The sequence below is a fragment of the Acinetobacter sp. YH12112 genome, assembly GCF_013418945.1.
GTDB classification, from domain to species: Bacteria; Pseudomonadota; Gammaproteobacteria; order Pseudomonadales; family Moraxellaceae; genus Acinetobacter; species Acinetobacter indicus.
In genome coordinates this window covers 1-20568 of sequence record NZ_VPBA01000042.1, presented here as the reverse complement: position 1 = coordinate 20568, position 20568 = coordinate 1, and the positions used below count along the sequence as shown (strand labels likewise).

Sequence of the window (20568 nt, the reverse complement as noted above, 5' to 3'; positions counted from 1 at the left end):
TAGGCCGCAGCAGGAACGCAATTCAGACACAAATCTGGATTGCGATGATCGCCTATTTATTGGTGAGTTTCGCTCGACATTTAGGAAAAACAGGTTGGACAGTTCAACGTTTACTCAGAATAATTCATGTGAATTTGTTTGAAAGAAGAACTTTAAAAGCTTTATTTTCACCCGATAAAATACCCATAAAACAAGAGGAAGCTCAAATGAGCTTCCTCTTGTGAAAAATTGTGGGACAGCAATGGCCTACAGGGCCTCTTTTTTTATCTCGGGTCATTGAATTGAAAAAGTGAAGATGAGTGCTCAGGCATCTGTTAACAAGCTAAATGGGCCAAAGAAGGGGATAGAAGTGAATAAAGTGGCTGAGTACAGTGAAGTGATCAATTGGCTGAGAGCGTGTGTTTCAGGCAACAGATGAATATATTAAGTTTAAGAAAAACAATCAATTTCGCTTTTTATAGAATATCGGGTGATTGTCATCAACCAGAGAGAATTATGACAATTGTAAGAAAGTGAACCGGTGCTGGATTGGCATTTTGTCATATTTTTACAGCGCTTTCATATTTTTTTAGACATCTTTCGAAATTTTAATAAGGTAGTGAAATATTATTAAAATCATTATCTTAAATTAATATTTTGATATAAAGCAGGCTTCTAGAAACTATAAAAACAAGCTGCAAAATAAAACATCATTAAAGTGTCATAAAGGTGTAACTTTATTGTCATATTTTAAACTCACAATGCACATAACGAAATAAGTACAAAACTTAATAAAAAGTGGCGTACTCCGAATTTGCATAAATTGAGAGAGAACAGAATGCGCTTTACCAATATCGCACTTGCATTAGCACTATCTGGGGCAGCTGTAGCAACAACTGCGAACGCAGCTCGTGACACCATCCAAATCGCTGGTTCTTCTACAGTATTGCCATACGCAAGTATTGTAGCAGAAGAGTTCGGTAACACATTCCCACAATTCAAAGCGCCTGTTGTTGGTTCTGGCGGTTCTTCAGGTGGTTTGAAACAATTCTGTAACGGTGTGGGCGATAACACAATTGATATCGCAAACTCATCTCGTCAAATTAAAGATTCAGAAATCGCTGCATGTAAAAAAGCAGGCGTGAACCAGATCTTAGAAGTTAAAATTGGTTATGACGGTATCGTATTCGCGTCAAACTCAAACAAAGCTGCTTATAAATTAAAACCTTACCATGTATTTGCTGCTTTGGCTGCTGAGCTTCCATCGAAAGGTAAAATGGTTGCTAACCCATATACACGTTGGAACCAGATTGACAAATCACTTCCAAATGAACCAATTACTCTGGTAATTCCAGCATCTAACCACGGTACACGTGAAGTGTTCCAGGAGAAAATGGTTGATGCAGGTTGTGAAGCTTATGCAGCAATCAAAGCATTAGACAAAGATGCGAAGAAAAAAGCATGTACAACTTTCCGTAAAGATGGCCGTGTGATTGAAATCGCTGGTGACTACACTGAAACACTGGCACGTTTAAGAACTTCTCCAAGTGCAGTAGGTGTATTCGGTCTAGGTTTCTATGACCAAAACCGTGACAAGCTACGTGTTGCAACTGTAAACAACGTTGCGCCATCTGAGCAAACAATTCTGAACGGTTCTTATCCTGTTTCACGTCCATTGTTCTTCTACGTGAAAGGTGAGCACCTGAAATCAATCAAAGGCTTACAACAGTACACAGAATTCTTCTTAAGCAAGAAAGTATCTGGTAAAGGTTCTAAGTTAGACAAAGCAGGTCTGATCTCTTTATCTGACAAAGAACGTGCGCAAATCCTGGCGAACTTCAAAGCAGGTAAAGCTGTTAAATAATTGTGGTTAAAACAGCTGATGGCAGGGTTTCCTGCCATCAGCTTTTTGCGAAGAGAAATGTTTTTTCAAATAATGAAAATTGAAAAAACGGTGGAGAATACATGAATCTGCTACTCATAGGTTTGTTACTGGCAATTATTGCCATAGCCTATCAAATCGGGTTAAGCAAAAGCCGTAACCTAGCAGGTAAGGGAAATAATTCTGCAATGTTGCACTCACGCCCTGGTTATTATGGTGCGTTGGTGGCGTTGTGGTGTGCGATCCCTGCTTTTTTAATTTTGATTGTTTGGAATCTGGTTGAGCCAACCATTTTGGAACAGGTAGTACTGAGTCATGTACCGGCAGATGTTGCTGCCAACCTGAATGCAGCCAGCACCAGCGTTCTGGTAGACCGTGTGCAAGCACTGGCTTCTGGCTTTGGTGTCACTGATACACCAGCCGCCTATGAACTGGCAGCTGCTGAACAATTAGCAAAATTTGAAACCATTGGTTCTTATATCAAACTGGCCGTTGTGATTTGTGCAGCGTTAATTGGTTTGCTATGGGCGAAAAAACGTGTCTCTCAACAGTACCGTGCCCGTAACCAGGTTGAAAAGATCATTAACATTTCTTTAGCCCTCTGTTCTGGTGTGGCCATTCTGACCACCGTTGGTATCGTGATGTCGATGTTCGGGGAAGCCATGCGCTTCTTTAGCTTCGTCAGCCCAATGGACTTCTTCTTTGGTACCCAGTGGAACCCAGGTTTTAGTACCACCGGTAGTGCCGATGGTGAATATGGCCTGTTACCGCTGTTATGGGGAACCTTGCTGGTCAGTGCGATTGCATTGCTGGTTGCAGTACCTATTGGTCTGATGATTGCCATTTACCTGGCAGAGTATGCATCTCCGAAATTCCGTTCTTGGGCAAAACCAACCATTGAAGTGTTGGCCGGTATTCCGACCATTGTATATGGTGTATTTGCCTTAATGATTATTGGTCCATTCCTGAAAAGTGCCGGTGCACTGCTGGGTATTGATATCAATGCCACCAGTGCTTTAACTGCCGGTCTGGTAATGGGCATCATGATCATTCCATTTGTATCGTCTTTATCTGATGACATCATTACCCAGGTACCACGTGCTCTACGTGATGGTTCATTGGGTCTGGGTGCGACTAAGTCGGAAACCATTCGTAAAGTGGTGATGCCGGCTGCCTTGCCAGGGATTATCGGTGCCTTCTTGCTGGCTGCATCTCGTGCAATTGGTGAAACCATGATTGTGGTTCTGGCCGCAGGTAACAGTCCGTTGTTACATGCCAACCCGCTAGAAGCGGTTGCAACCGTGACCATGACGATTGTTAACCAGTTAACCGGTGATACCGACTTCGCAAGTCCGCAGGCATTGGTGGCGTTCGCATTAGGTTTAACCCTGTTTGTTATTACCCTGTGTTTGAACATTGTGGCACTTTACATCGTGCGTAAATATCGTGAGCAATACGACTAATGAGTACTTCAAATACTACTTCAATGGATCAACAACCGCTTGATCCACGGGCGGCCGCTGAATTACGCGCACAACGTAAACAGAAAATTGAAAGCTCGTTAGCAAAACGCCATCGTAAAGAAAGCACTTTCCGCATGTTTGGTCTGGCCTCGGTACTGGCAGGTTTATTCTTTGTCGTGTTACTGTTCGGCAGTATTCTGGCCAAAGGTTTACCGGCATTCTGGCAAAGCAGTATGGCAGTGCCAGTCTACTTTGACCCAAGCATTATTAATGTGGGCGCCCAGCCAAAACAGCAGGCAGGTGAATCTCCGGCACAATTTAATGACCGTATGATTGCCTGGCAGACTGAAATGGGGATGGTTGATTGGGATGCACTTATCGTTAACGGTATCGTCGCTAAAGATGCGGCGCTTGAAGCCAAGCGTGATGATTTAGGCTACATGTACACCAGTTCTGAAGCCTATCGCTTACGTGATATGGTGCTGGCAGATCCATCACTGATTGGTCAAACCAAAGAAGTGAAAATTCTGGCCGATGCCAATGTAGATGTATGGCTTGCGGGCAATATCGACCGTGACCTACCGGCAGAACAGCAGCAGCTGAGCCCGGAAATCCGCCAGCTGGCAGATGACCTGAAAGCCCAAGGTATTATGGAAAATACTTTCAATACCAATATCTTTGTCAGCCCGGACTCGCGTAGTTCGCCTGCAACCTCAGGTTTGGCCGGTGCCTTCATGGGTTCATTATTCATGATGCTGATCGTGATCTTTATCTCGATTCCAATTGGTGTGGCATCTGCAATTTACCTGGAAGAATTTGCACCAAAAAATGTCATTACTGATATTATTGAAGTGAACATTAACAACCTGGCCGCAGTTCCATCGATTGTATTTGGTCTGTTGGGCGCTGCCATCTTCATTGGCTGGATGCATTTACCGTTATCTGCGCCACTGGTGGGTGGTCTGGTTCTAAGTTTAATGACTTTACCGACCGTAATTATTACCACACGTGCTTCACTAAAAGCGGTGCCGCCATCTATTCGTCAGGCTGCATTGGGCTTGGGTGCATCACGTCTACAAACCGTATTCCATCATGTATTGCCACTGGCATTACCAGGGATTTTAACCGGTGCGATTATTGGTGTTGCACAAGCATTGGGTGAAACCGCACCACTTCTATTAATTGGTATGAGTGCCTTCGTTGCGAGCGTACCGGCATCTCCATTTGATCAATCTACCGCATTACCGGTACAAATTTTCCTATGGCAGGGCAATGAATTGCGTAACTTCTTTGAAGGACGTACCGCTGCCGCCATTATCGTACTTCTTGCACTCATGATCGGCCTGAACAGTCTGGCGATCTGGTTACGTAAGAAATTTGAAGTACGTTGGTAATTGAGGGCAAAATATGACTACTGTATTAAGCACAGACAAACCGAATTCCTTAGAACAGGATAAAGCAGTGAATCCAGAGCAAACACAATTTACGTCAACCGAAGGCGAAGAACACAAACAGCCTGCAACTTCGTTTGTGTCTCAGTTTGATACCCAGGCGGCGAGCAAAAAAGAAGCCAAATCGAACAATGTCAAACTCAGCACCTCCGATGTTCATGTGTACTATGGTGAATCTGAAGCAATTAAAGGCATTGACCTGAACATTTATGAAAATGAAGTCATTGCCTTCATTGGTCCATCAGGTTGTGGTAAATCGACTTTCCTTCGTACCTTAAACCGTATGAATGACACCATTGATTCATGCCGCGTTACCGGTAAAGTCATGCTGGATAATCAGGACATCTATGATCCGAACCTGGACGTGGTGTTGCTACGTGCTCAGGTGGGTATGGTGTTCCAGAAGCCAAACCCGTTCCCGAAATCAATTTTTGAAAACGTGGCTTACGGCCCGAAACTGCACGGTTTGGCGCGTGACAAATACGATCTTGAAGAAATTGTTGAAAACAGCCTGCGTAAAGCGGGTCTGTGGGATGAAGTCAAAGACCGTTTAAGCCAGCCAGGTACTGGTCTGTCAGGTGGTCAGCAGCAACGTTTATGTATCGCGCGTACCATTGCGGTTTCACCAGAAGTCATTCTGATGGATGAACCATGTTCCGCACTGGACCCGATTGCAACTGCAAAAGTTGAAGAACTGATTTCTGAGCTGTCTACCCAGTACACCATTGCGATTGTTACGCACTCGATGCAACAGGCAGCGCGTGTATCAGACCGTACCGCATACTTCCACCTGGGTGATCTGATTGAAGTGAACTCGACTGAAAAGGTCTTTACTCAACCAGACCATCAATTAACGGAAGCGTACATTACAGGCCGTTTTGGTTAATTGCCAACCGCTGTATATACAAAAACCGCAAATCAATATTTGCGGTTTTTTTATGGCTCTGGTTAAGGGATAGGGTGAGGGTCATAGCGGATCTGGTGTATTATCCATCTATCAACACGCTTAAAACAAAGCTCAAAATAGATTTCAGTTTGAAAGGCTGAATCCTGCGCAAATCGTTCTATCTGCTGTCCAGTTGGTGGTTTTAATGTTGAGCTTTCCCAGCTTTTAAAAATCCCGTTCTGTTCAACAGGGCTGTATTTTTTAGTTGTTGCAAAAATGACACTCCGGTTAACACTGAAGTAGATTAAATTAAGCAAATAAATGCGCTAATATTGAATTCTAAATATCCGCCCTCATCTAAAGCTTAGCCAAAATAAAATTGAGAACAGATTTTTATATGTTATTTCATTCCCCAAAACTACCTGCCGAAATTCGTATCCGTCATTTAAATGCGCGTATTAACGAACAACGAAAAAAAATAGCGCAGACCACGGCCTCCAAACTGGAGCTGTTGCAATTTAGCCAGCAATTGTCCAAAGAGGCACGCCTGCGTAAAAAGAATAACCAGAAAATTTATGTACTCGATTTTAAAGGGGATATGGCCGCCTCTGCGGTAGAGAATCTGCGTGAAGAAATTACCTTAATTCTGGCCACCGCCAAAGCTGGACGTGACCGCGTGGTGGTGCGTCTGGAAAGTCCGGGCGGGATGGTACATGGTTATGGTTTAGCCGCTGCACAATTGGTGCGTCTGCGTGATGCCGGTTTTCATTTGACCATCTGTGTTGATAAGGTCGCCGCCAGCGGTGGCTATATGATGGCTTGTATCGCCAATGAAATTATCTCTGCACCGTTTGCCATTGTGGGTTCAATTGGCGTAGTGGCACAGGTGCCAAACTTTAACCGTTTGCTAAAACAGCATAATATAGATTTTGAACTGTATACGGCTGGTCAATACAAACGCACCGTGACCATGTTTGGTGAAAATACCGAAGAAGGCAAGGCCAAGTTTGAAGAAGAACTGCAACAAACTCACAGCCTGTTCAAGCATTTTGTTGAAAAATACCGTCCACAGCTCAATGTGGAAAAAGTCGCCACAGGTGAACACTGGTATGGTCAGGATGCTTCCGACCTGAACCTGGTCGATAAACTGCAAACCTCAGATGAATACCTGTTAGGGTTATTGCCACAGCATGATGTTTATGTGATTGAAACCCGTCGCAAGCCAACCTTGGGCGAAAAACTTGGCTTACAAGCCGCACAGGTGGCCGATTCTCTGGTGCCTGCGGTCATGAATAAAGTCATGGATACTTTAAGCAAAGCCAGCGCCAACCTGGTTCAAATGCGCGATCCTAAGCTCTAATCCAATTTTGCTCTGAAACATGAAAAGCACTCAATCGAGTGCTTTTTTTCTGTCTTTGTATAAGCTCCAGCTTCCTGCCAGAATCGCGCCGAGCGTAGCCAGGAGCATATCTTTATGCGCATCCCAGACATCACCTTGCTGACCATTATAATTTTCAGCCGTTTCTGGAGAGAGGATAATCGCGAGTAACCATTCCAGCCATTCGTAAATCAAACTGCTGCTCATGACCCATTGCACGACCAGCAGAAAAATCACCAAGTCTTTGGCTTTTGGAAAGCAGAGCCGATGTAAGCGGAAAAACAGCGGGTAGAGCAGCACGCCATAGGCAAAATGCACAAAGCGATCATACATATTGCGTTCCCAGCCCAGCCACTGATTTAAATCAAAGCCGAAGTATTGCAGCAGCCAGTCGTTATAGGGCACATAAGAATAGAGATAATGCGCGCCTAAAATATGAATCAACAGAAAGATAAGATAGAAAACAAAACTCGAAAAGCTTAAACCGACTTTTTTGAAGAGCAATAGCAGCACAATTAGCATGAGGATCGTTCCAACCTGATGTAGCACATAGGCTGAAAATTCCATCGGGTTGATACTGGCAAGCAGCATGGTCAGGCCTAACAGGACCAGCATCAGCCAATGTTTGGCTTGTAATTGGTAGTCGATCATTCTGGTTATAGGATTGGGATTTGTAATTATCATAATAAAAAAGCGAAACCGGAGCTTCGCTTTTTTATGCTGAGTTTTTCAAAATTACACCCTCTTTATGTTGCTTCCAGAGGAAGAAAGAAGATGTTGTGAAAAACTCAAATCATTTCATTAGATTTTAGCAATCAAATCTTTAATTTGTTTTGCCTGTTCAGCGGCATTACCGGTGTAAGACGCAGGGGTCATTTCAGCTAAACGTGCACGATCTGCCGCAGGAACAGCTTCTAATTCGTTACCGTTGACGAAGCTGACCATCATGTCGCGGGTCATCGCTTGACCGCGAGTCAGCGCTTTTAATTTTTCGTATGGTTTTTCAACGTTGTAACGACGCATAACCGTTTGAATCGGTTCAGCCAATACTTCTTGCGCATTGTCCAGATCTTCAAGAATACGGTCAGCATTCAGTTCCAGCTTACCAATACCTTTTAAGCAGGCTTCAAATGCGATCAAGCTTTGTGCAAAACCAACACCCATGTTACGAAGTACAGTTGAGTCGGTTAAGTCACGCTGCCAGCGAGAAATTGGCAGTTTCTCACCCAGGTGAGCCAGGACCGCATTGGCAATACCCAGGTTACCTTCAGAGTTTTCGAAGTCAATCGGGTTGACTTTGTGCGGCATGGTTGAAGAACCGACTTCGCCTTCTTTCAGTTTTTGTTTGAAGAAGCCCAGCGAGATATAACCCCAAACGTCACGGTTAAAGTCGATTAAGATGGTGTTGAAACGACGCAGCGCATCAAACAGTTCCGCCATATAGTCATGCGGTTCAATTTGCGTGGTGTACGGATTGAAAGTTAAACCTAAAGATTCAACAAATGCTTGTGAATGTGCAGGCCAGTTGATGTCTGGATACGCAGACAGGTGAGCATTGTAGTTACCCACTGCACCGTTGATTTTACCCAGCAGTTCAACATTGTTGAATTGCTTGATTTGACGCGCTAAACGGTACGCTACGTTAGCCATTTCTTTACCCAAAGTGGTTGGGCTTGCTGTTTGACCATGAGTACGAGATAACATCGGTTGATCAGCATGTTTTTCAGCCAGCGCCACAATTGAGTCAATGATTTGCTGCATAGATGCAACCAGTACATCACGGCCGTTTTTTAGCATGAGGGCGTGTGACAGGTTGTTGATGTCTTCAGAAGTACAGGCAAAGTGAATGAATTCACCGGCATTTTTCAGCTCGTCGATGTTGGCGATTTTTTCTTTCAGGAAATATTCAACCGCTTTAACGTCGTGGTTAGTGGTACGTTCAATCTCTTTAATGCGGTTCGCATCTTCTTCAGAGAAATTCGCCACAATCGCATCTAAGGCCGCATTGGTTTCTGCAGAAAAAGCTGGGACTTCAGTAATTTCCGGACGGTTCGCAAGCGCTTGTAACCAACGCACTTCAACAGTCACACGAGCATGGATTAAACCAAACTCAGAAAGGAAAGGACGAAGAGCATCACATTTGCTCGCATAACGTCCATCTAATGGAGAAAGTGCAGTTAAAGCGTTCATAACGATTCCTTAAACTTTGGAACTAAACCTAAAACAAATGTCCGTACAGATCAGACCACCTGATACTGTAAACGGGCAAGATCTTGAATATCTTGAAGCAGTTTGCGTTTGCTAAAAATCATCGCCCATGAGCTGCCACCGAGTTGACGCCACAAATGCGCCATTTGCAGACCGGTAAATAGCGAGGCACGAATACGGTTGGTATGGGCAGAATCTTTAAAGGCCTCGGCATTGCCACGCACCATAATCCGCGGATTAATCTGTCCGGCAGTATCCACATAGGTTTGGGCAAGATTGGCGAGAATACTTGGATGTAAATAGTTATTATCAAAAAAGGACAGCTGTTTTAAGATTTTTTGCTGGGATTGTTCAATAATTTCAACAAATTGCGGATTGCTATAGACTTTCTTTTCCAGTTGCAGCAGCGCCATGGCATAGGACATTGGCAACTTGGCATTGGACATTTTCGGTAATCTGGATTTGGGTGATGTGGTAAACGGATGGGTAATGCTATTTTCGAGGGTTTTTAAACCAAGAGAGATATCGGCCAGCTGACTAAAAAAGTCTAAGGTTTGGCCACTCTGATTATTACTTGGACGGATATTCAGGCTGGCCTGAATCAGGCGCTCCAGATAAAAGTTACCGCTATCGCCAATACTTTGTCGGCCAGTCAGTGCGGTCATATGGGTCAGCTGCGTGGCCTGAAACACAGCAGCGAGGGCCAAAGCACGATTCTGGCGAACATTCAGAGTTCGAGGCTGTTGAAACGGTAACTCTGTCATGCCGAAACAATCCTTTAAACAAAATCCGGGTGAGGGGCATTGGTATGATGGATCACGCCACCCCCTAAGCACACTTCACCTGCGTAGAACACCACGCTTTGACCTGGTGTTACTGCACGTTGTGGCTGATCAAATTCAACACGTACACCATTTGGTGTTTCTGGATCTTTAAATAATACGCAGTCTTGGTCAGGTTGGCGATAGCGGGTTTTTGCCGTGCAGCGGAAACCGGTGTCAGGAATATCCTGCTCACCTGCGACCCAGTCAATGGATTCGCTCCACAGAATCGTGCTTTGCATCAGTGGATGATCATGACCTTGACCAACCACCAGACGATTGCCGGCTACATCTTTATGCAGTACAAACCAGGCACCTTCAGCTGCACCTTTCATGCCGCCAATACCAATACCACCGCGTTGACCGAGCGTATAGTACATTAAGCCGTGATGTTCACCAACCTCTTTGCCATCTTCCAGCACGATTTTTCCGGGTTGTGCGGGTAAATATTGTTTTAAGAAGTCATTAAAGCGGCGTTCACCAATAAAACAGATACCAGTGGAGTCTTTTTTCTTTGCAGTCGCCAAGCCCAATTCTTCTGCAATTTTACGTACTTGTGGCTTTTCAATTTCACCGACAGGGAACAGGGTCTTGTTAATTTCACGACCATGTACTGCATGCAGGAAGTAAGTCTGATCTTTGTTGTTGTCGACACCACGCAATAAAGGTGCATATTGATCACCTTTAGAGTTGGTCATGGTTTCACCACGACGGCAGTAGTGACCTGTGGCAATAAAGTCAGCACCCAGGTTAATGGCATGATCTAAAAACGCACGGAATTTGATTTCTTTATTGCACAGAATGTCCGGGTTAGGGGTACGGCCAGCGGCGTATTCTGCCAAGAAGTGCTCGAAAACCCGATCCCAGTATTCCATGGCAAAGTTGGCGGTGTGCAGTTTGATGCCAATTTTATCGCATACGGCCTGGGCATCGGCCAGATCTTCCATGGCTGTACAGTATTCCGTGCCATCATCTTCTTCCCAGTTTTTCATGAACAATCCTTCAACCTGATAACCTTGTTGAAGGAGGAGTGCTGCAGAAACAGAAGAATCTACACCACCTGACATACCGACGATGACACGTTGTTGCATAGGATTAGGCATCCACACTATGAATTAAGGGAGAATTTTGGTGCTCGTAAATGAGCGATAAAGGATATTTTTGTCCGGTCTGAGCATCCTGTACGGCTTTAATCACCAAAGGACTGCGGGCGCGGGCCGATTCAAGCAGTTCATCCGGGCTCATCCAGACAGCACGGAGAATACCAGTGTCTAGCTGTGCATCTGCATGATGGTGAATGGCTTCGGCCAGAAAGCAGAAACGGTAATAGGTACGATCTGGAAACATGGGCGGAGTATAGGTATAAATGCCCAGTAAAGCCTGAATACGTACATCGTATCCGGTTTCTTCCAGGGTTTCGCGAACCGCTGCTTCAATAATGGTTTCACCGGCTTCTACATGACCTGCAGGCTGGTTAAAGACGGTATGTGTAACGCCTTCAGTCTGTTCTTCTACGAACAGAAATTTACCGTCTTTTTCAACAACGGTGGCAACAGTCACATGCGCAGTCCAAGCGGTCATAAAAAAGCACCATGGGGTAAAACGCATATTCTACAAAATTTAGGGGGGTGTGGCTATGAGGGAAGGGGATTTCTTTGGAGAAGATGTTTTTTGTGTTTGAGTAAAAAATTGTGTGAAACAAGGACTTAATAATGAGCGTGGAACATGAGAAATCCATAAAGAAGTTCAAATCAGGTGATTTTGACTTCTTAGTATGAGCTAATATGCTGATTTAAAAAGAGAAGTAAAAATAATTTCGTATAACCTGTATTATGTTAATTTTAGATAATTTAAAGAATTAAGAGCAATTGCTATGTTGAATATCGAAGATGAAAGTACTGAGAAAAACTGGAATATATAATGCAAAATCTAGTGAAGAAGATGCAAAGTACTTTTTATCTTATAAAAATGATGTTCTTATTCCTGCCTCACAAGAGTTTTTTGAGTTTTTAGATGAAAATAAATTAAAACTTCATCATACATTTTCATTCAATGCCATACTTGCACATGCAATTGATTACATGGTTTTCATTGCACAAAAGCATTCAAATATTTCTAGAAAAAATTTCATTAGAAGTTTTGATGAAAAATATGCTGTAGATGGATGTATTCATATCAATAATAAATTTTCTTTATTGGATGCTGTGAATAATTCATTCAAACATGTAGAGCTGGATAAAACTAGGTATCAACACTTAATTGATATATATGGTGATTTATCATTTCACTGCTTAAATCAAAAACAAGGGAAAATTTTTTTGAAATGCCGTCCCATAAATTTGATTATTCAAGAGTGGTACTAAGACCAGTTGCAGCTATCTTCAATTGTGATTTACATAACACAAATGATGTCGATGACTTTATTAATGGAAGAATCTGTGGCAGTACAGGATATGGTCACTTTCCATATAGTTATGAGCATCATGAAGGGATTGATAGAATGATAGATGCTTGTAATGCGGAGTGTATGGATTGTGGTGAGGATGCAAATAACTGTGATTGTCAGCAATTTGTTTATGCAAATCATAGAGGAGAATATTCTCCTAATTTAGATCCTAACTTTCAATTTGAGAATGTAATGTCAGAAATTAGTGGAACTCGTGAATGGAGTAGAAAGTAAATTATATAAATTCGTTTAACTTAATGACCGTTATACGAAACGCATATAAAAATAGTTTTATATTTCAAAAAGTTATGCTATAAAAATTGGGACGCAAAACCCAAAAAGCCGACTTGTTTCCAAGTCGGCTTTTTTATGAATGGTTTTGATAGTTCTTGCCAATAATTTTGACTAAAAATTACGCTTTTCAGCTTGAGTGATACAATTTTGTGATACATTATTGTATATACAAATTTGAATGTTTTTTATGGAACAGTATTTCGAATGGGATGAGGCAAAGAATCGAAAGAATCAGAAAAAACACGATGTCTCTTTCGAAACGGCAAGCCTTGTTTTTGAAGATCCATTAAGGATCTCAATCCAGGACAGACATACCGATGGTGAAGAACGTTGGCAAACCATTGGAAAGGCGTACTAATGCTCTTAGTAGCTCAAACCATCTTTGATGAAGATGACTGTGAAATCATAAGCATTATTAGTGCAAGACAGGTAATAAAAGCGGAGCGAGATAAATATGAGCATGGTTAGACACTCACGCAAAGAACTGAATGAAAAATTCAGCGACAAACAAGATGCTGAAATTCAACGCTTGCTTGCTAAAGGCACGGTTCCTGATGATCAGCTAGATTTATCAGATATTCCTGAAATTACAGACTGGAGCAATGCTGTACGCCATAATCAATTCTATCGCCCAGTAAAGCAACAAACTTCAATTCGGTTAGATGCTGATGTGCTTGCTTGGTTCAAAGCACAAGGAAAAGGTTATCAAACACGTATGAATGAAATCTTACGGGATGCTATGCTCAAAGAATTAAAAAATCATCAATAAAAAGGTAGCTTAGGCTCCCATTTTTGACTTCGTATAAGAGATCTGAGCGAAGTGCAGGAGTATACAACTAACTGGCAGCACTTTTATAATCATGAACGACATCATATGTCAGTAAATGGTTGTCCACCTATTTTTAAACAATAACAAGGGCTTTAAATTTTCTACAATTAATTCAATTAAAAATGGGGGTATTACCATTTTGCATTAAACAAACTTTAGTAAACGTTTCTTTAAAGCCATGTTCGTCATGAATGGTAAAACTCAAATCATCTCCCGGAATACGCCATGAAATATAGCTATCGAAAGTATTGGTGCCAACTATTTCATAATTTTTAAAGTAAGTTTCATGCCTAATATGGTATTCATTCGAAACACAGTTAATAGAGATATCTGAAAGGATACGATCATATTCATAAGTTCGAGTCATATAATAAGCAGGTGAGACATGAAAATTTTCTTTAGTTTTCAATCCATCAAGCTCATCAATTACTAATGAAAAACGCAAACCTCCTGAACCAGTCGGTTGAGTATAATCAACAAAAGGCTCATCTGAAGGATCTTTAAAAAGATCTTTAATAAGGTAAATCTGTCTAGATGAATCAGAAAAAACTTGCAGATAGAATCTAGAATCATGAACAGCAAACTTCAATTTTTCATTTTCAGAAAAAGCCAAGGAAGGAATAAACATTAAAAAAATAAGAAAAAACTTCATAAAGAATCCATTATAAAAGAAACTGAGAAGGCTCACTTGCACCAAACATATTTTATAACTATCCTCATACTGATAAAGGAATTTCTGATATGGCAAGCCATTTAAGAATTTCGCCTTATATCGTTTCTGGTAGAATTAGATTTGAAAGTGATAACTTCAAATTATTTGGGAAAAAATTCAGAGATAGAACAAGTAAAATACTTAAAATTTGGAACTAGATATAACTGGATACTATCAAGTTTACGGTTATTTAACATAAAAACTCTTATGCGAAATCCAATTTTACTTATAATTCCCCGAAACCTTTACATAATTCTGCGCTGAATACGGCAAAAACGCTTTTTCTTTATTAGTCAGTGGGCGTACTTTTTTCACTGGACTGCCAACATATAAATAACCACTTTCTAAACGCTTGCGTGGTGGTACTAAAGAACCTGCACCAATCATCACATCATCTTCAACAATCACATCATCCAGAATAATGGTGTTAATTCCGACCAGAACACGGTTACCAATTGTGCAGCCATGCAAGGTCACATGATGGCCAATGGTCACATCTTCACCAATAATCAGCGGTGAGCCATCCGGTTTATCGGCATTTTTATGGCTGACATGCAGCATGGCATGATCCTGTACATTCGAATTTTTCCCAATACGAATAGAGTTAACATCCCCACGAATTACGGCAAACGGCCAAACCGAGACATTTTCGCCGAGCACCACATCACCAATGACCACGCCCATCGGGTCGATATAACAGGAATCATCAATCTGTGGATGGGTATCTAAATAAGGACGAATGTTCTGACTCATAGTGATCTGCTCGTAAAAGTGGAATGATCAAGACAATAGTATAAAAGAAAAAGCACCCATTCGCTGAATGAGTGCCTTCACTTAAGTCTAAAGTCGTGCTTTAAACTTAGAACAGGTTGCTAAAGAACTGCTTGATATGGTCAATGAGGCGCGAGAAGAAGCCAGCTTCTTCAACTGCGTTTAAAGCCACCAGTGGTTTTTCAGCAATTACTTTACCATCTAAGCTTGCGACATATTTACCAATGACCTGGCCTTTTTGTAGCGGCGCAGTCAATTTCGGCTGAACCACCAATTGCGTTTTAATTTCATTGGCTTTGCCTTTAGGCATGGTCACATTAAAGTTTTCAGCCAGACCAATTTGTACTTCGTCAGACTGACCAAACCAGACTTTAGACTTGGCCAGGACCTGATTTGCAGGCTGTACATTTTTGGTTTCAAAGTTGGCATAACCCCAAGCCAGCAATTCACGTGTTTGTGTCGCACGTTCCTGCATGGTTGGCGCACCAAAAATCACGGAAATCAGACGCGTTGGGCCACGTTTTGCAGAAGTCGTTAAACAGTAGCCGGCTTCATTGGTATGACCGGTTTTTAAACCATCAACACTTGGGTCTGTATAGAGCAGGGCATTACGGTTGCCTTGACGGATACCATTAAAGGTAAATTCTTTTTCTGAATAAATTGGATAGTATTTAGAACTGTCTTTAATGATGTGCTGGGCCAAGGTTGCCATATCTTTGGCAGTTGAATAATGGCCATCTGCTGGCATACCGGTCGAGTTAATAAACTGGGTATTGGTCATGCCAATTTTTTTGGCTTCTTCGTTCATCATGTGCGCGAAGGTGCCTTCATTGCCGGCAATGTGTTCCGCCATGGCTTTAGAGGCATCATTACCCGACTGAACAATAATTCCACGCAGCATTTCAAGTACAGTTGCAGTGCCATTCAGCGGAACATACATACATGATTCTGTGCTACTACCACGACACCATGCAGATTCGTTCATACGAACTTTTTCATCTTCCGTGAGTTCGCCCTTCAATAGTTTTTGTTCAATGATGAAACTGGTCATCATTTTGGTCATTGACGCCGGGGCAAGTTTTTCGTTTTCATTTTTCGATGCAAGAATTTGCCCTGTTTCATAATCCATTAAAACATAAGATTTATTGTTGAGTTCTGGCGGATTGGATAAAACAGTTGCTGCATAAGAAAAGCTTGGTAGGAGGAGTAAGGCAGCAAGGGCGCTTTTTCGAGTCATTCTAGGTGTTCCAATACTTGATATATGCACAAAAGAGGCTAGCATTTTAGGATAAAGCAAAGCCGACTTCTATGGGAGAAATCGGCTTATCGGAAAAAGTATTGTAACCAAATAGTTTTATTTGCTGTACGCGGTCAATTCCTGGCAAATGGCCTTATTTTTCTGGCTTCCCGCTTTTTTGGCATCGGCCTGTGCTTCAACCAGCATCGGCTTAAAACTTTTTTGCTTGCTTAGGGCTTGTAAAGCTGCAACCGGATCTTTTTCTGCCGGCATATATTCTTTGGCCAGTTTGGCATAGCCCTGATTAAATTTAGTCTGGTCTTTGTCCTGAATTAACGCTGGGCACACTTCAGATAATACATAAATGGCTGCCAGTTCCTGCTGGGTGACTTTTTGAAGTGGTGTGACTTCAATATTTTCATTCTGTGCCAGTGCGGTTTGCCCCAAACCCAAAGTAATGGCGATACCAGCCAGAAGTTGCAAAGATTTCGTTTTTAATTGGGAAGTGTACATAAAAAAATAGACCTAAAACTTAAAAATACCACATGCCCATAAGCTTAATGATTTTTGACAGAATGAAAAGAAAAGAAGTGTATCTGAGCAGGCTGACACACAACCAAAATTAAAAAGCCAAATCAGAAATGCAATAAAAAAGAGCAATCAACCTATGCTGATTACTCTTGATGTGAAGATGGTGCGTCAGTACAAATCTAAAGTTCGATTGCAGCAGCATCCTGACAAACAGTTTTCTGTTCATCTGCCGTGGTTTCTTTAGCAGCATCACGTGCTTCAATCAGAATGTTTTTATATTCTGCATCGGCCTGCAGTGCGCTGTAGCTTAAAGTCTGACCTTTTAAGTCTGCCAGGTAAGTTTCAATTAAAGCCTGAATATTGCTATCCAGTTTGGCGTTTTTGCCAATAATGGCCGGACAAACCTCAGCCATCACCTGAGCGGCAGCAATGTCTTCTTTCACAATGGTATTGGCTTCTTCTACCGTCAAGCCTTCAGCATTGACCGCTTGAGAGAGAATTACCGCAAAACCAAGCCCCAGTAAACGACGTACAGATAAGCGACGAATCATGTTATACACACTTTTTATTGATGGAAGTTCGACACTAAATATATATACTTCTCATTATATTTCAATGAAATGTGCTGACCGGTCATTTATTTAATTTGAAGAGTAAATTTGTGAATATCTTAATTGCCAATGATGATGGCGTTTTTGCGCCAGGGATCCAGGCGCTTGCACACGCATTAAAACCTTTGGGCCGTGTGGTAATTGTCGCGCCAGAAAGTGAGCGTAGCGGGTTTTCCAGTGCCTTGACCTTAGATCGTCCTTTACGTCCAATTCCGATTGCTGAAGATATCTGGGCGGTGAATGGCACTCCGGCAGACTGTGTCTATTTATCTATGAATGGCCTGTTTGATTTTGAATTTGATCTGGTGGTGAGCGGGATTAACAGCGGCGCCAATCTGGGTGATGATGTACTGTATTCAGGTACCGTTGGTGCTGCTTTTGAAGGGCGTTTAATGACGCAGCCGGCCATAGCTGTATCACTGGCTGGCCCTAATGTCCGAGCTTATCAGCATCCGGCCGATTATGCAGTTGCCGCGCAGTGGGTGCATGATTTTATTGCCAACGGCTTGCCAACCTTGCCGCCACGCCACATTTTGAATATTAATATTCCAGATGTGGCGGAATTAAAAGGCGCAAAAATTACCTATCAGGGCCGTCGCAGTCAATCTAAACCGATTACCAGCCATGTCGATCCGCGCGGTCGTCAGGTGTACTGGATTGGACTGGCCGGAGAAGCCGTCGCAGACCCGCGTAAAGATGTGGGTGAAATCCAGTCAGACTTCTTTGCTGTGGCCAATGGCTATGTCAGCATCACCCCAATTCAGATGGATGCGACCAATTACGATATTCTGGGGCATCTGCATGACAGCTTGAGTCCAGCCCTGTAAAGAATGTTATAACTTTGTGAAAAAGTACCGTCTGAAACTCTTTTTCGGTGCTTTTTTGTTAATCTTAGCGCAGTTCAATAATTACATTTAAGATGTAGAGAGGAAGATTAATGCCTTTGGTGTCACACGGTCGTTTATTTGCAGCACCGACAACATTGTTGAAAACTTTATTTGTATCTACAGCCGTTATTTCTACGCTCATCATCAGTGGCTGTGCGTCTAAACCTCAAGTACATAATTCTGCACGTTATGCGGCTGCGCCAAATTTCTATACTGTACGCTCAGGTGATACTTTAAGCGGCATTGCAGCACGTTATGGTTTAAGTTATCTCAGTATTGCGGAAATGAACGATATTGCCGCGCCATACCGGATTTATGTGGGCCAGTCGATTCGTCTGAAAAGTGGCAGTGCACCGCGTACCACCACGACGCGTCCGGTAACGCAGCCAGCACCAATCCAGCGTCAGACCATTGCTATTCCAAAAACTACGCCAGCACCGACCGCACCGGTGACCACGACGACCACAACCACACCACGAACCACTACTCCGGCGCCGACAGTGAGCTCTACCGTAGGTTCTTTACGCTGGGTGAAACCATCCAATGGTGCAGTAATTGAGAACTTCAATTTAGCGTCGAATGTGAAAGGGATTCGCTATGGCGGCAATGTGGGTGATCCGGTCTTTGCAGCTGCAGACGGGCAGGTGGTGTATGCCGCAGATGGCCTGAAAGAATACGGTAACCTGGTGTTAATTAAGCATATTAATGGCTACATTACGGCTTATGCACATAACAGTAAACTTAACGTGAATAGTGGACAAAATGTAGCAGCAGGGCAGAAAATTGCCGAAATGGGCTCATCGGGCACCACCCGCACCATGCTGGAATTCCAGGTCCGCCTTGATGGCAAGCCGATCAACCCGACTAATGTTTTACCAATAAATTAATTTTTTTAAGTGCAAAACGTAAATTTCACCGTATAATACAATGAGTTGCTTTTATCAAAGGTAGGAGCATCTCATAAGTTCAGAGGGAAATTTATGTTAGATCAACTTCGAGCAATGGGTGTATTTGCTTGTGTTGTTGAAAAAAGCTCGTTTAGTGGCGCTGCGCGTGAACTCGGTATCACCACAAGTGCTGTAAGTCAGCAAATTCGTTCTTTGGAAAATGAAATGGAAGTAACGCTGTTACACCGTTCCACCCGAAAACTGAGTTTGACTGAAGCTGGACAAGCTTTTTTCCACAGCTGTCAGGAAATGCTCGCCGCTGCGGAGCGTGGTAAAATACGCATTAATGAATTACGCGATGACCTGGTAGGTGATTTGCGTATCGCAACCACCCCGGAACTGGGTGCGAATCATGTCATTCCGGCATTGTCGCACTGGATGTCAGCCCATCGTGGCTTAGCCATACATGTCGAAGCGGACAATCAGTTTATTGACCTGATTGAAGGTCGGATTGATATTGCTTTGCGCATGAGTTCAAAAATTGAAGATAGTCAGCTGAATGTAGTGCCACTGGCGCGCGTTGAGCAGGTTCTGGTGGCATCACCAAGTTATCTGAACCAGACCACACCGGTGTCACGTCCTGAAGATTTAAAAAATCATGACCTGATTCCAGTAAATTTGATGAAAAATTATGCCAGTTTTTCATTTCATCACGCCAGTACGGGTGAAGTGGTCGGACTGGACATGAGCTCTCGCCTCACCACAAATAATGTTCTGATTGCCAAATCATTATGTTTACAAGGGCACGGAATCGCGAGACTTTTATATCTAGATGTACAAAAAGATTTAATTAACGGTTCTTTGGTCGAAGTATTACCTGAATGGAAATTGCCGACCTTTACATTGTATGCGATTACGCCAAAACGTGAGCAGCAGCCAATGAAAGTGCATCGTTGTCTGGATGCTTTAAAACAGTATTTTTGTCAGTTACCTGGCGGCAGAATTTACCAGGAAGCCTCATAAAATATAACAATTCAGAAATTAAAAAAGCCGCATCATGATCTGACCCCAATAAGTTGGACGGTTTGATTAAGCAGCTTTTAAGGACTGAGTTCTGTATTCTACAGGACTCAGTCCTTTTAATTTAACCTTGATTCGTTCATGGTTGTAATAATGAATATATTCTTTCACGGTCTGTTCCAACTCTTCAACTGAATTAAATTCCTCACCATAGAAACATTCTGATTTAAGTATTCCAAAGAAGCTTTCCATTGAAGCGTTGTCCAGACAGTTAC

General features: G+C 42.6%; 22 protein-coding genes and 3 pseudogenes. 14 read left to right on the top strand and 11 right to left on the bottom strand.

All coding sequences use genetic code 11. The annotated features are described in order from the left end of the window. From FTU50_RS13120 to sohB, 6 genes and pseudogenes are all read left to right on the top strand, one after another. A pseudogene (locus FTU50_RS13120) lies at positions 1–224 on the top strand (IS4 family transposase); the annotation flags it as partial. A 593-nt stretch (positions 225–817) separates the two neighbouring features. Beyond that, positions 818–1843 carry a substrate-binding domain-containing protein gene (locus FTU50_RS13115; protein WP_005176746.1) on the top strand — a complete coding sequence of 342 codons (1026 nt, stop codon included), beginning with the start codon at positions 818–820 and terminating at the stop codon, positions 1841–1843. Positions 1844–1944: 101 nt separating this feature from the next. After that, on the top strand, positions 1945–3324 hold the full coding sequence (pstC, locus tag FTU50_RS13110) for a phosphate ABC transporter permease subunit PstC (RefSeq protein WP_180069834.1): 1380 nt from the start codon (positions 1945–1947) through the stop codon (positions 3322–3324). Then, entirely contained in the window at positions 3324–4718 is a 1395-nt protein-coding gene (gene pstA / locus FTU50_RS13105) for a phosphate ABC transporter permease PstA (protein ID WP_104469876.1), read from the top strand. The genes pstC and pstA overlap by 1 nt, the downstream gene beginning before the upstream one ends. Before the next feature lie 13 nt (positions 4719–4731). Then, complete coding sequence (gene pstB / locus FTU50_RS13100) at positions 4732–5661, top strand: phosphate ABC transporter ATP-binding protein PstB (RefSeq protein WP_005176754.1); 930 nt, start codon at positions 4732–4734, stop codon at positions 5659–5661. Positions 5662–6058: 397 nt separating this feature from the next. Further along, the gene (gene sohB / locus FTU50_RS13095; RefSeq protein WP_075174762.1) at positions 6059–7021 is read left to right on the top strand and encodes a protease SohB; all 963 of its coding nucleotides are present in this window, start codon (positions 6059–6061) and stop codon (positions 7019–7021) included. A 30-nt stretch (positions 7022–7051) separates the two neighbouring features. On the opposite strand, the gene FTU50_RS13090 is transcribed toward sohB, so the two are convergent. The 5 genes from FTU50_RS13090 to FTU50_RS13070 all read right to left on the bottom strand — a co-directional run bounded on the left by FTU50_RS13090 (position 7052) and on the right by FTU50_RS13070 (position 11649). Continuing rightward, the gene (locus FTU50_RS13090; RefSeq protein WP_180069831.1) at positions 7052–7690 is read right to left on the bottom strand and encodes a DUF2238 domain-containing protein; all 639 of its coding nucleotides are present in this window, start codon (positions 7688–7690) and stop codon (positions 7052–7054) included. Positions 7691–7840: 150 nt separating this feature from the next. Further along, positions 7841–9229, bottom strand: coding sequence for an adenylosuccinate lyase (gene purB, locus FTU50_RS13085; protein WP_005176761.1), 1389 nt, complete (start codon positions 9227–9229; stop codon positions 7841–7843). Positions 9230–9279: 50 nt separating this feature from the next. After that, positions 9280–10011 carry a high frequency lysogenization protein HflD gene (hflD, locus tag FTU50_RS13080; protein ID WP_005176767.1) on the bottom strand — a complete coding sequence of 244 codons (732 nt, stop codon included), beginning with the start codon at positions 10009–10011 and terminating at the stop codon, positions 9280–9282. 14 nt (positions 10012–10025) lie between these two features. Continuing rightward, positions 10026–11159, bottom strand: coding sequence for a tRNA 2-thiouridine(34) synthase MnmA (gene mnmA / locus FTU50_RS13075; RefSeq protein ID WP_075166642.1), 1134 nt, complete (start codon positions 11157–11159; stop codon positions 10026–10028). A 4-nt stretch (positions 11160–11163) separates the two neighbouring features. Further along, positions 11164–11649 carry an NUDIX hydrolase gene (locus FTU50_RS13070; RefSeq protein WP_104472965.1) on the bottom strand — a complete coding sequence of 162 codons (486 nt, stop codon included), beginning with the start codon at positions 11647–11649 and terminating at the stop codon, positions 11164–11166. Between the two features lie 308 nt (positions 11650–11957). On the opposite strand from FTU50_RS13070, the gene FTU50_RS15590 reads away from it, so the two are divergent. From FTU50_RS15590 to FTU50_RS13050, 5 genes and pseudogenes are all read left to right on the top strand, one after another. Then, on the top strand, positions 11958–12431 hold the full coding sequence (locus FTU50_RS15590) for a hypothetical protein (RefSeq protein WP_257223483.1): 474 nt from the start codon (positions 11958–11960) through the stop codon (positions 12429–12431). Continuing rightward, entirely contained in the window at positions 12422–12748 is a 327-nt protein-coding gene (locus FTU50_RS15585; RefSeq protein WP_257223482.1) for a hypothetical protein, read from the top strand. Before FTU50_RS15590 ends, FTU50_RS15585 begins: the two co-directional genes overlap by 10 nt. Before the next feature lie 247 nt (positions 12749–12995). Next, positions 12996–13276, top strand: a pseudogene (locus tag FTU50_RS13060) (BrnT family toxin). Beyond that, the gene (locus FTU50_RS13055) at positions 13263–13577 is read left to right on the top strand and encodes a BrnA antitoxin family protein (RefSeq protein ID WP_180069828.1); all 315 of its coding nucleotides are present in this window, start codon (positions 13263–13265) and stop codon (positions 13575–13577) included. The pseudogene FTU50_RS13060 and the gene FTU50_RS13055 overlap by 14 nt, the downstream one beginning before the upstream one ends. Positions 13578–13613: 36 nt before the next feature. After that, positions 13614–13721 (top strand): annotated as a pseudogene (locus FTU50_RS13050) (integrase core domain-containing protein); the annotation flags it as partial. Positions 13722–13749: 28 nt separating this feature from the next. On the opposite strand, the gene FTU50_RS13045 reads toward FTU50_RS13050, so the two are convergent. From FTU50_RS13045 to FTU50_RS13025, 5 genes are all read right to left on the bottom strand, one after another. After that, positions 13750–14289: a hypothetical protein gene (locus FTU50_RS13045; protein ID WP_180069827.1), complete on the bottom strand. Its 540-nt coding sequence runs from the start codon at positions 14287–14289 to the stop codon at positions 13750–13752. 282 nt (positions 14290–14571) lie between these two features. After that, the gene (locus FTU50_RS13040) at positions 14572–15102 is read right to left on the bottom strand and encodes a gamma carbonic anhydrase family protein (protein WP_180069824.1); all 531 of its coding nucleotides are present in this window, start codon (positions 15100–15102) and stop codon (positions 14572–14574) included. Between the two features lie 106 nt (positions 15103–15208). Then, entirely contained in the window at positions 15209–16357 is a 1149-nt protein-coding gene (gene dacC, locus FTU50_RS13035; RefSeq protein WP_005176801.1) for a D-alanyl-D-alanine carboxypeptidase PBP5/6, read from the bottom strand. A 117-nt stretch (positions 16358–16474) separates the two neighbouring features. After that, entirely contained in the window at positions 16475–16870 is a 396-nt protein-coding gene (locus FTU50_RS13030; RefSeq protein ID WP_016658407.1) for an MCR_0457 family protein, read from the bottom strand. 197 nt (positions 16871–17067) lie between these two features. Beyond that, positions 17068–17439: an MCR_0457 family protein gene (locus FTU50_RS13025; RefSeq protein ID WP_005176804.1), complete on the bottom strand. Its 372-nt coding sequence runs from the start codon at positions 17437–17439 to the stop codon at positions 17068–17070. Positions 17440–17549: 110 nt separating this feature from the next. On the opposite strand from FTU50_RS13025, the gene surE reads away from it, so the two are divergent. From surE to FTU50_RS13010, 3 genes are all read left to right on the top strand, one after another. After that, entirely contained in the window at positions 17550–18326 is a 777-nt protein-coding gene (gene surE, locus FTU50_RS13020; protein ID WP_075174788.1) for a 5'/3'-nucleotidase SurE, read from the top strand. Between the two features lie 110 nt (positions 18327–18436). Next, entirely contained in the window at positions 18437–19273 is an 837-nt protein-coding gene (locus tag FTU50_RS13015) for a peptidoglycan DD-metalloendopeptidase family protein (RefSeq protein WP_016658404.1), read from the top strand. Positions 19274–19366: 93 nt separating this feature from the next. Then, complete coding sequence (locus FTU50_RS13010; protein WP_005176807.1) at positions 19367–20296, top strand: LysR family transcriptional regulator; 930 nt, start codon at positions 19367–19369, stop codon at positions 20294–20296. A gap of 66 nt (positions 20297–20362) precedes the next feature. On the opposite strand, the gene FTU50_RS13005 is transcribed toward FTU50_RS13010, so the two are convergent. Beyond that, positions 20363–20568, bottom strand: a 206-nt coding sequence (locus tag FTU50_RS13005; protein ID WP_180069821.1) for an IS3 family transposase, incomplete at its 5' end; no start/stop codon positions are given.

What these genes read in the sequence shown, in the direction of transcription:
- dacC (WP_005176801.1), bottom strand. Translation starts at nt 16,357, where the DNA reads ATGACTCGAAAAAGCGCCCTTGCTGCCTTACTCCTCCTACCAAGCTTT.
- FTU50_RS13030 (WP_016658407.1), bottom strand. Translation starts at nt 16,870, where the DNA reads ATGTACACTTCCCAATTAAAAACGAAATCTTTGCAACTTCTGGCTGGT.
- FTU50_RS13045 (WP_180069827.1), bottom strand. Translation starts at nt 14,289, where the DNA reads ATGAAGTTTTTTCTTATTTTTTTAATGTTTATTCCTTCCTTGGCTTTT.
- FTU50_RS13015 (WP_016658404.1), top strand. Translation starts at nt 18,437, where the DNA reads ATGCCTTTGGTGTCACACGGTCGTTTATTTGCAGCACCGACAACATTG.
- pstB (WP_005176754.1), top strand. Translation starts at nt 4,732, where the DNA reads ATGACTACTGTATTAAGCACAGACAAACCGAATTCCTTAGAACAGGAT.
- pstC (WP_180069834.1), top strand. Translation starts at nt 1,945, where the DNA reads ATGAATCTGCTACTCATAGGTTTGTTACTGGCAATTATTGCCATAGCC.
- mnmA (WP_075166642.1), bottom strand. Translation starts at nt 11,159, where the DNA reads ATGCAACAACGTGTCATCGTCGGTATGTCAGGTGGTGTAGATTCTTCT.
- FTU50_RS13090 (WP_180069831.1), bottom strand. Translation starts at nt 7,690, where the DNA reads ATGATCGACTACCAATTACAAGCCAAACATTGGCTGATGCTGGTCCTG.
- sohB (WP_075174762.1), top strand. Translation starts at nt 6,059, where the DNA reads ATGTTATTTCATTCCCCAAAACTACCTGCCGAAATTCGTATCCGTCAT.
- FTU50_RS13025 (WP_005176804.1), bottom strand. Translation starts at nt 17,439, where the DNA reads ATGATTCGTCGCTTATCTGTACGTCGTTTACTGGGGCTTGGTTTTGCG.
- FTU50_RS15590 (WP_257223483.1), top strand. Translation starts at nt 11,958, where the DNA reads ATGAAAGTACTGAGAAAAACTGGAATATATAATGCAAAATCTAGTGAA.
- FTU50_RS13055 (WP_180069828.1), top strand. Translation starts at nt 13,263, where the DNA reads ATGAGCATGGTTAGACACTCACGCAAAGAACTGAATGAAAAATTCAGC.
- FTU50_RS13115 (WP_005176746.1), top strand. Translation starts at nt 818, where the DNA reads ATGCGCTTTACCAATATCGCACTTGCATTAGCACTATCTGGGGCAGCT.
- hflD (WP_005176767.1), bottom strand. Translation starts at nt 10,011, where the DNA reads ATGACAGAGTTACCGTTTCAACAGCCTCGAACTCTGAATGTTCGCCAG.
- FTU50_RS13070 (WP_104472965.1), bottom strand. Translation starts at nt 11,649, where the DNA reads ATGACCGCTTGGACTGCGCATGTGACTGTTGCCACCGTTGTTGAAAAA.
- FTU50_RS13010 (WP_005176807.1), top strand. Translation starts at nt 19,367, where the DNA reads ATGTTAGATCAACTTCGAGCAATGGGTGTATTTGCTTGTGTTGTTGAA.
- purB (WP_005176761.1), bottom strand. Translation starts at nt 9,229, where the DNA reads ATGAACGCTTTAACTGCACTTTCTCCATTAGATGGACGTTATGCGAGC.
- FTU50_RS13040 (WP_180069824.1), bottom strand. Translation starts at nt 15,102, where the DNA reads ATGAGTCAGAACATTCGTCCTTATTTAGATACCCATCCACAGATTGAT.
- pstA (WP_104469876.1), top strand. Translation starts at nt 3,324, where the DNA reads ATGAGTACTTCAAATACTACTTCAATGGATCAACAACCGCTTGATCCA.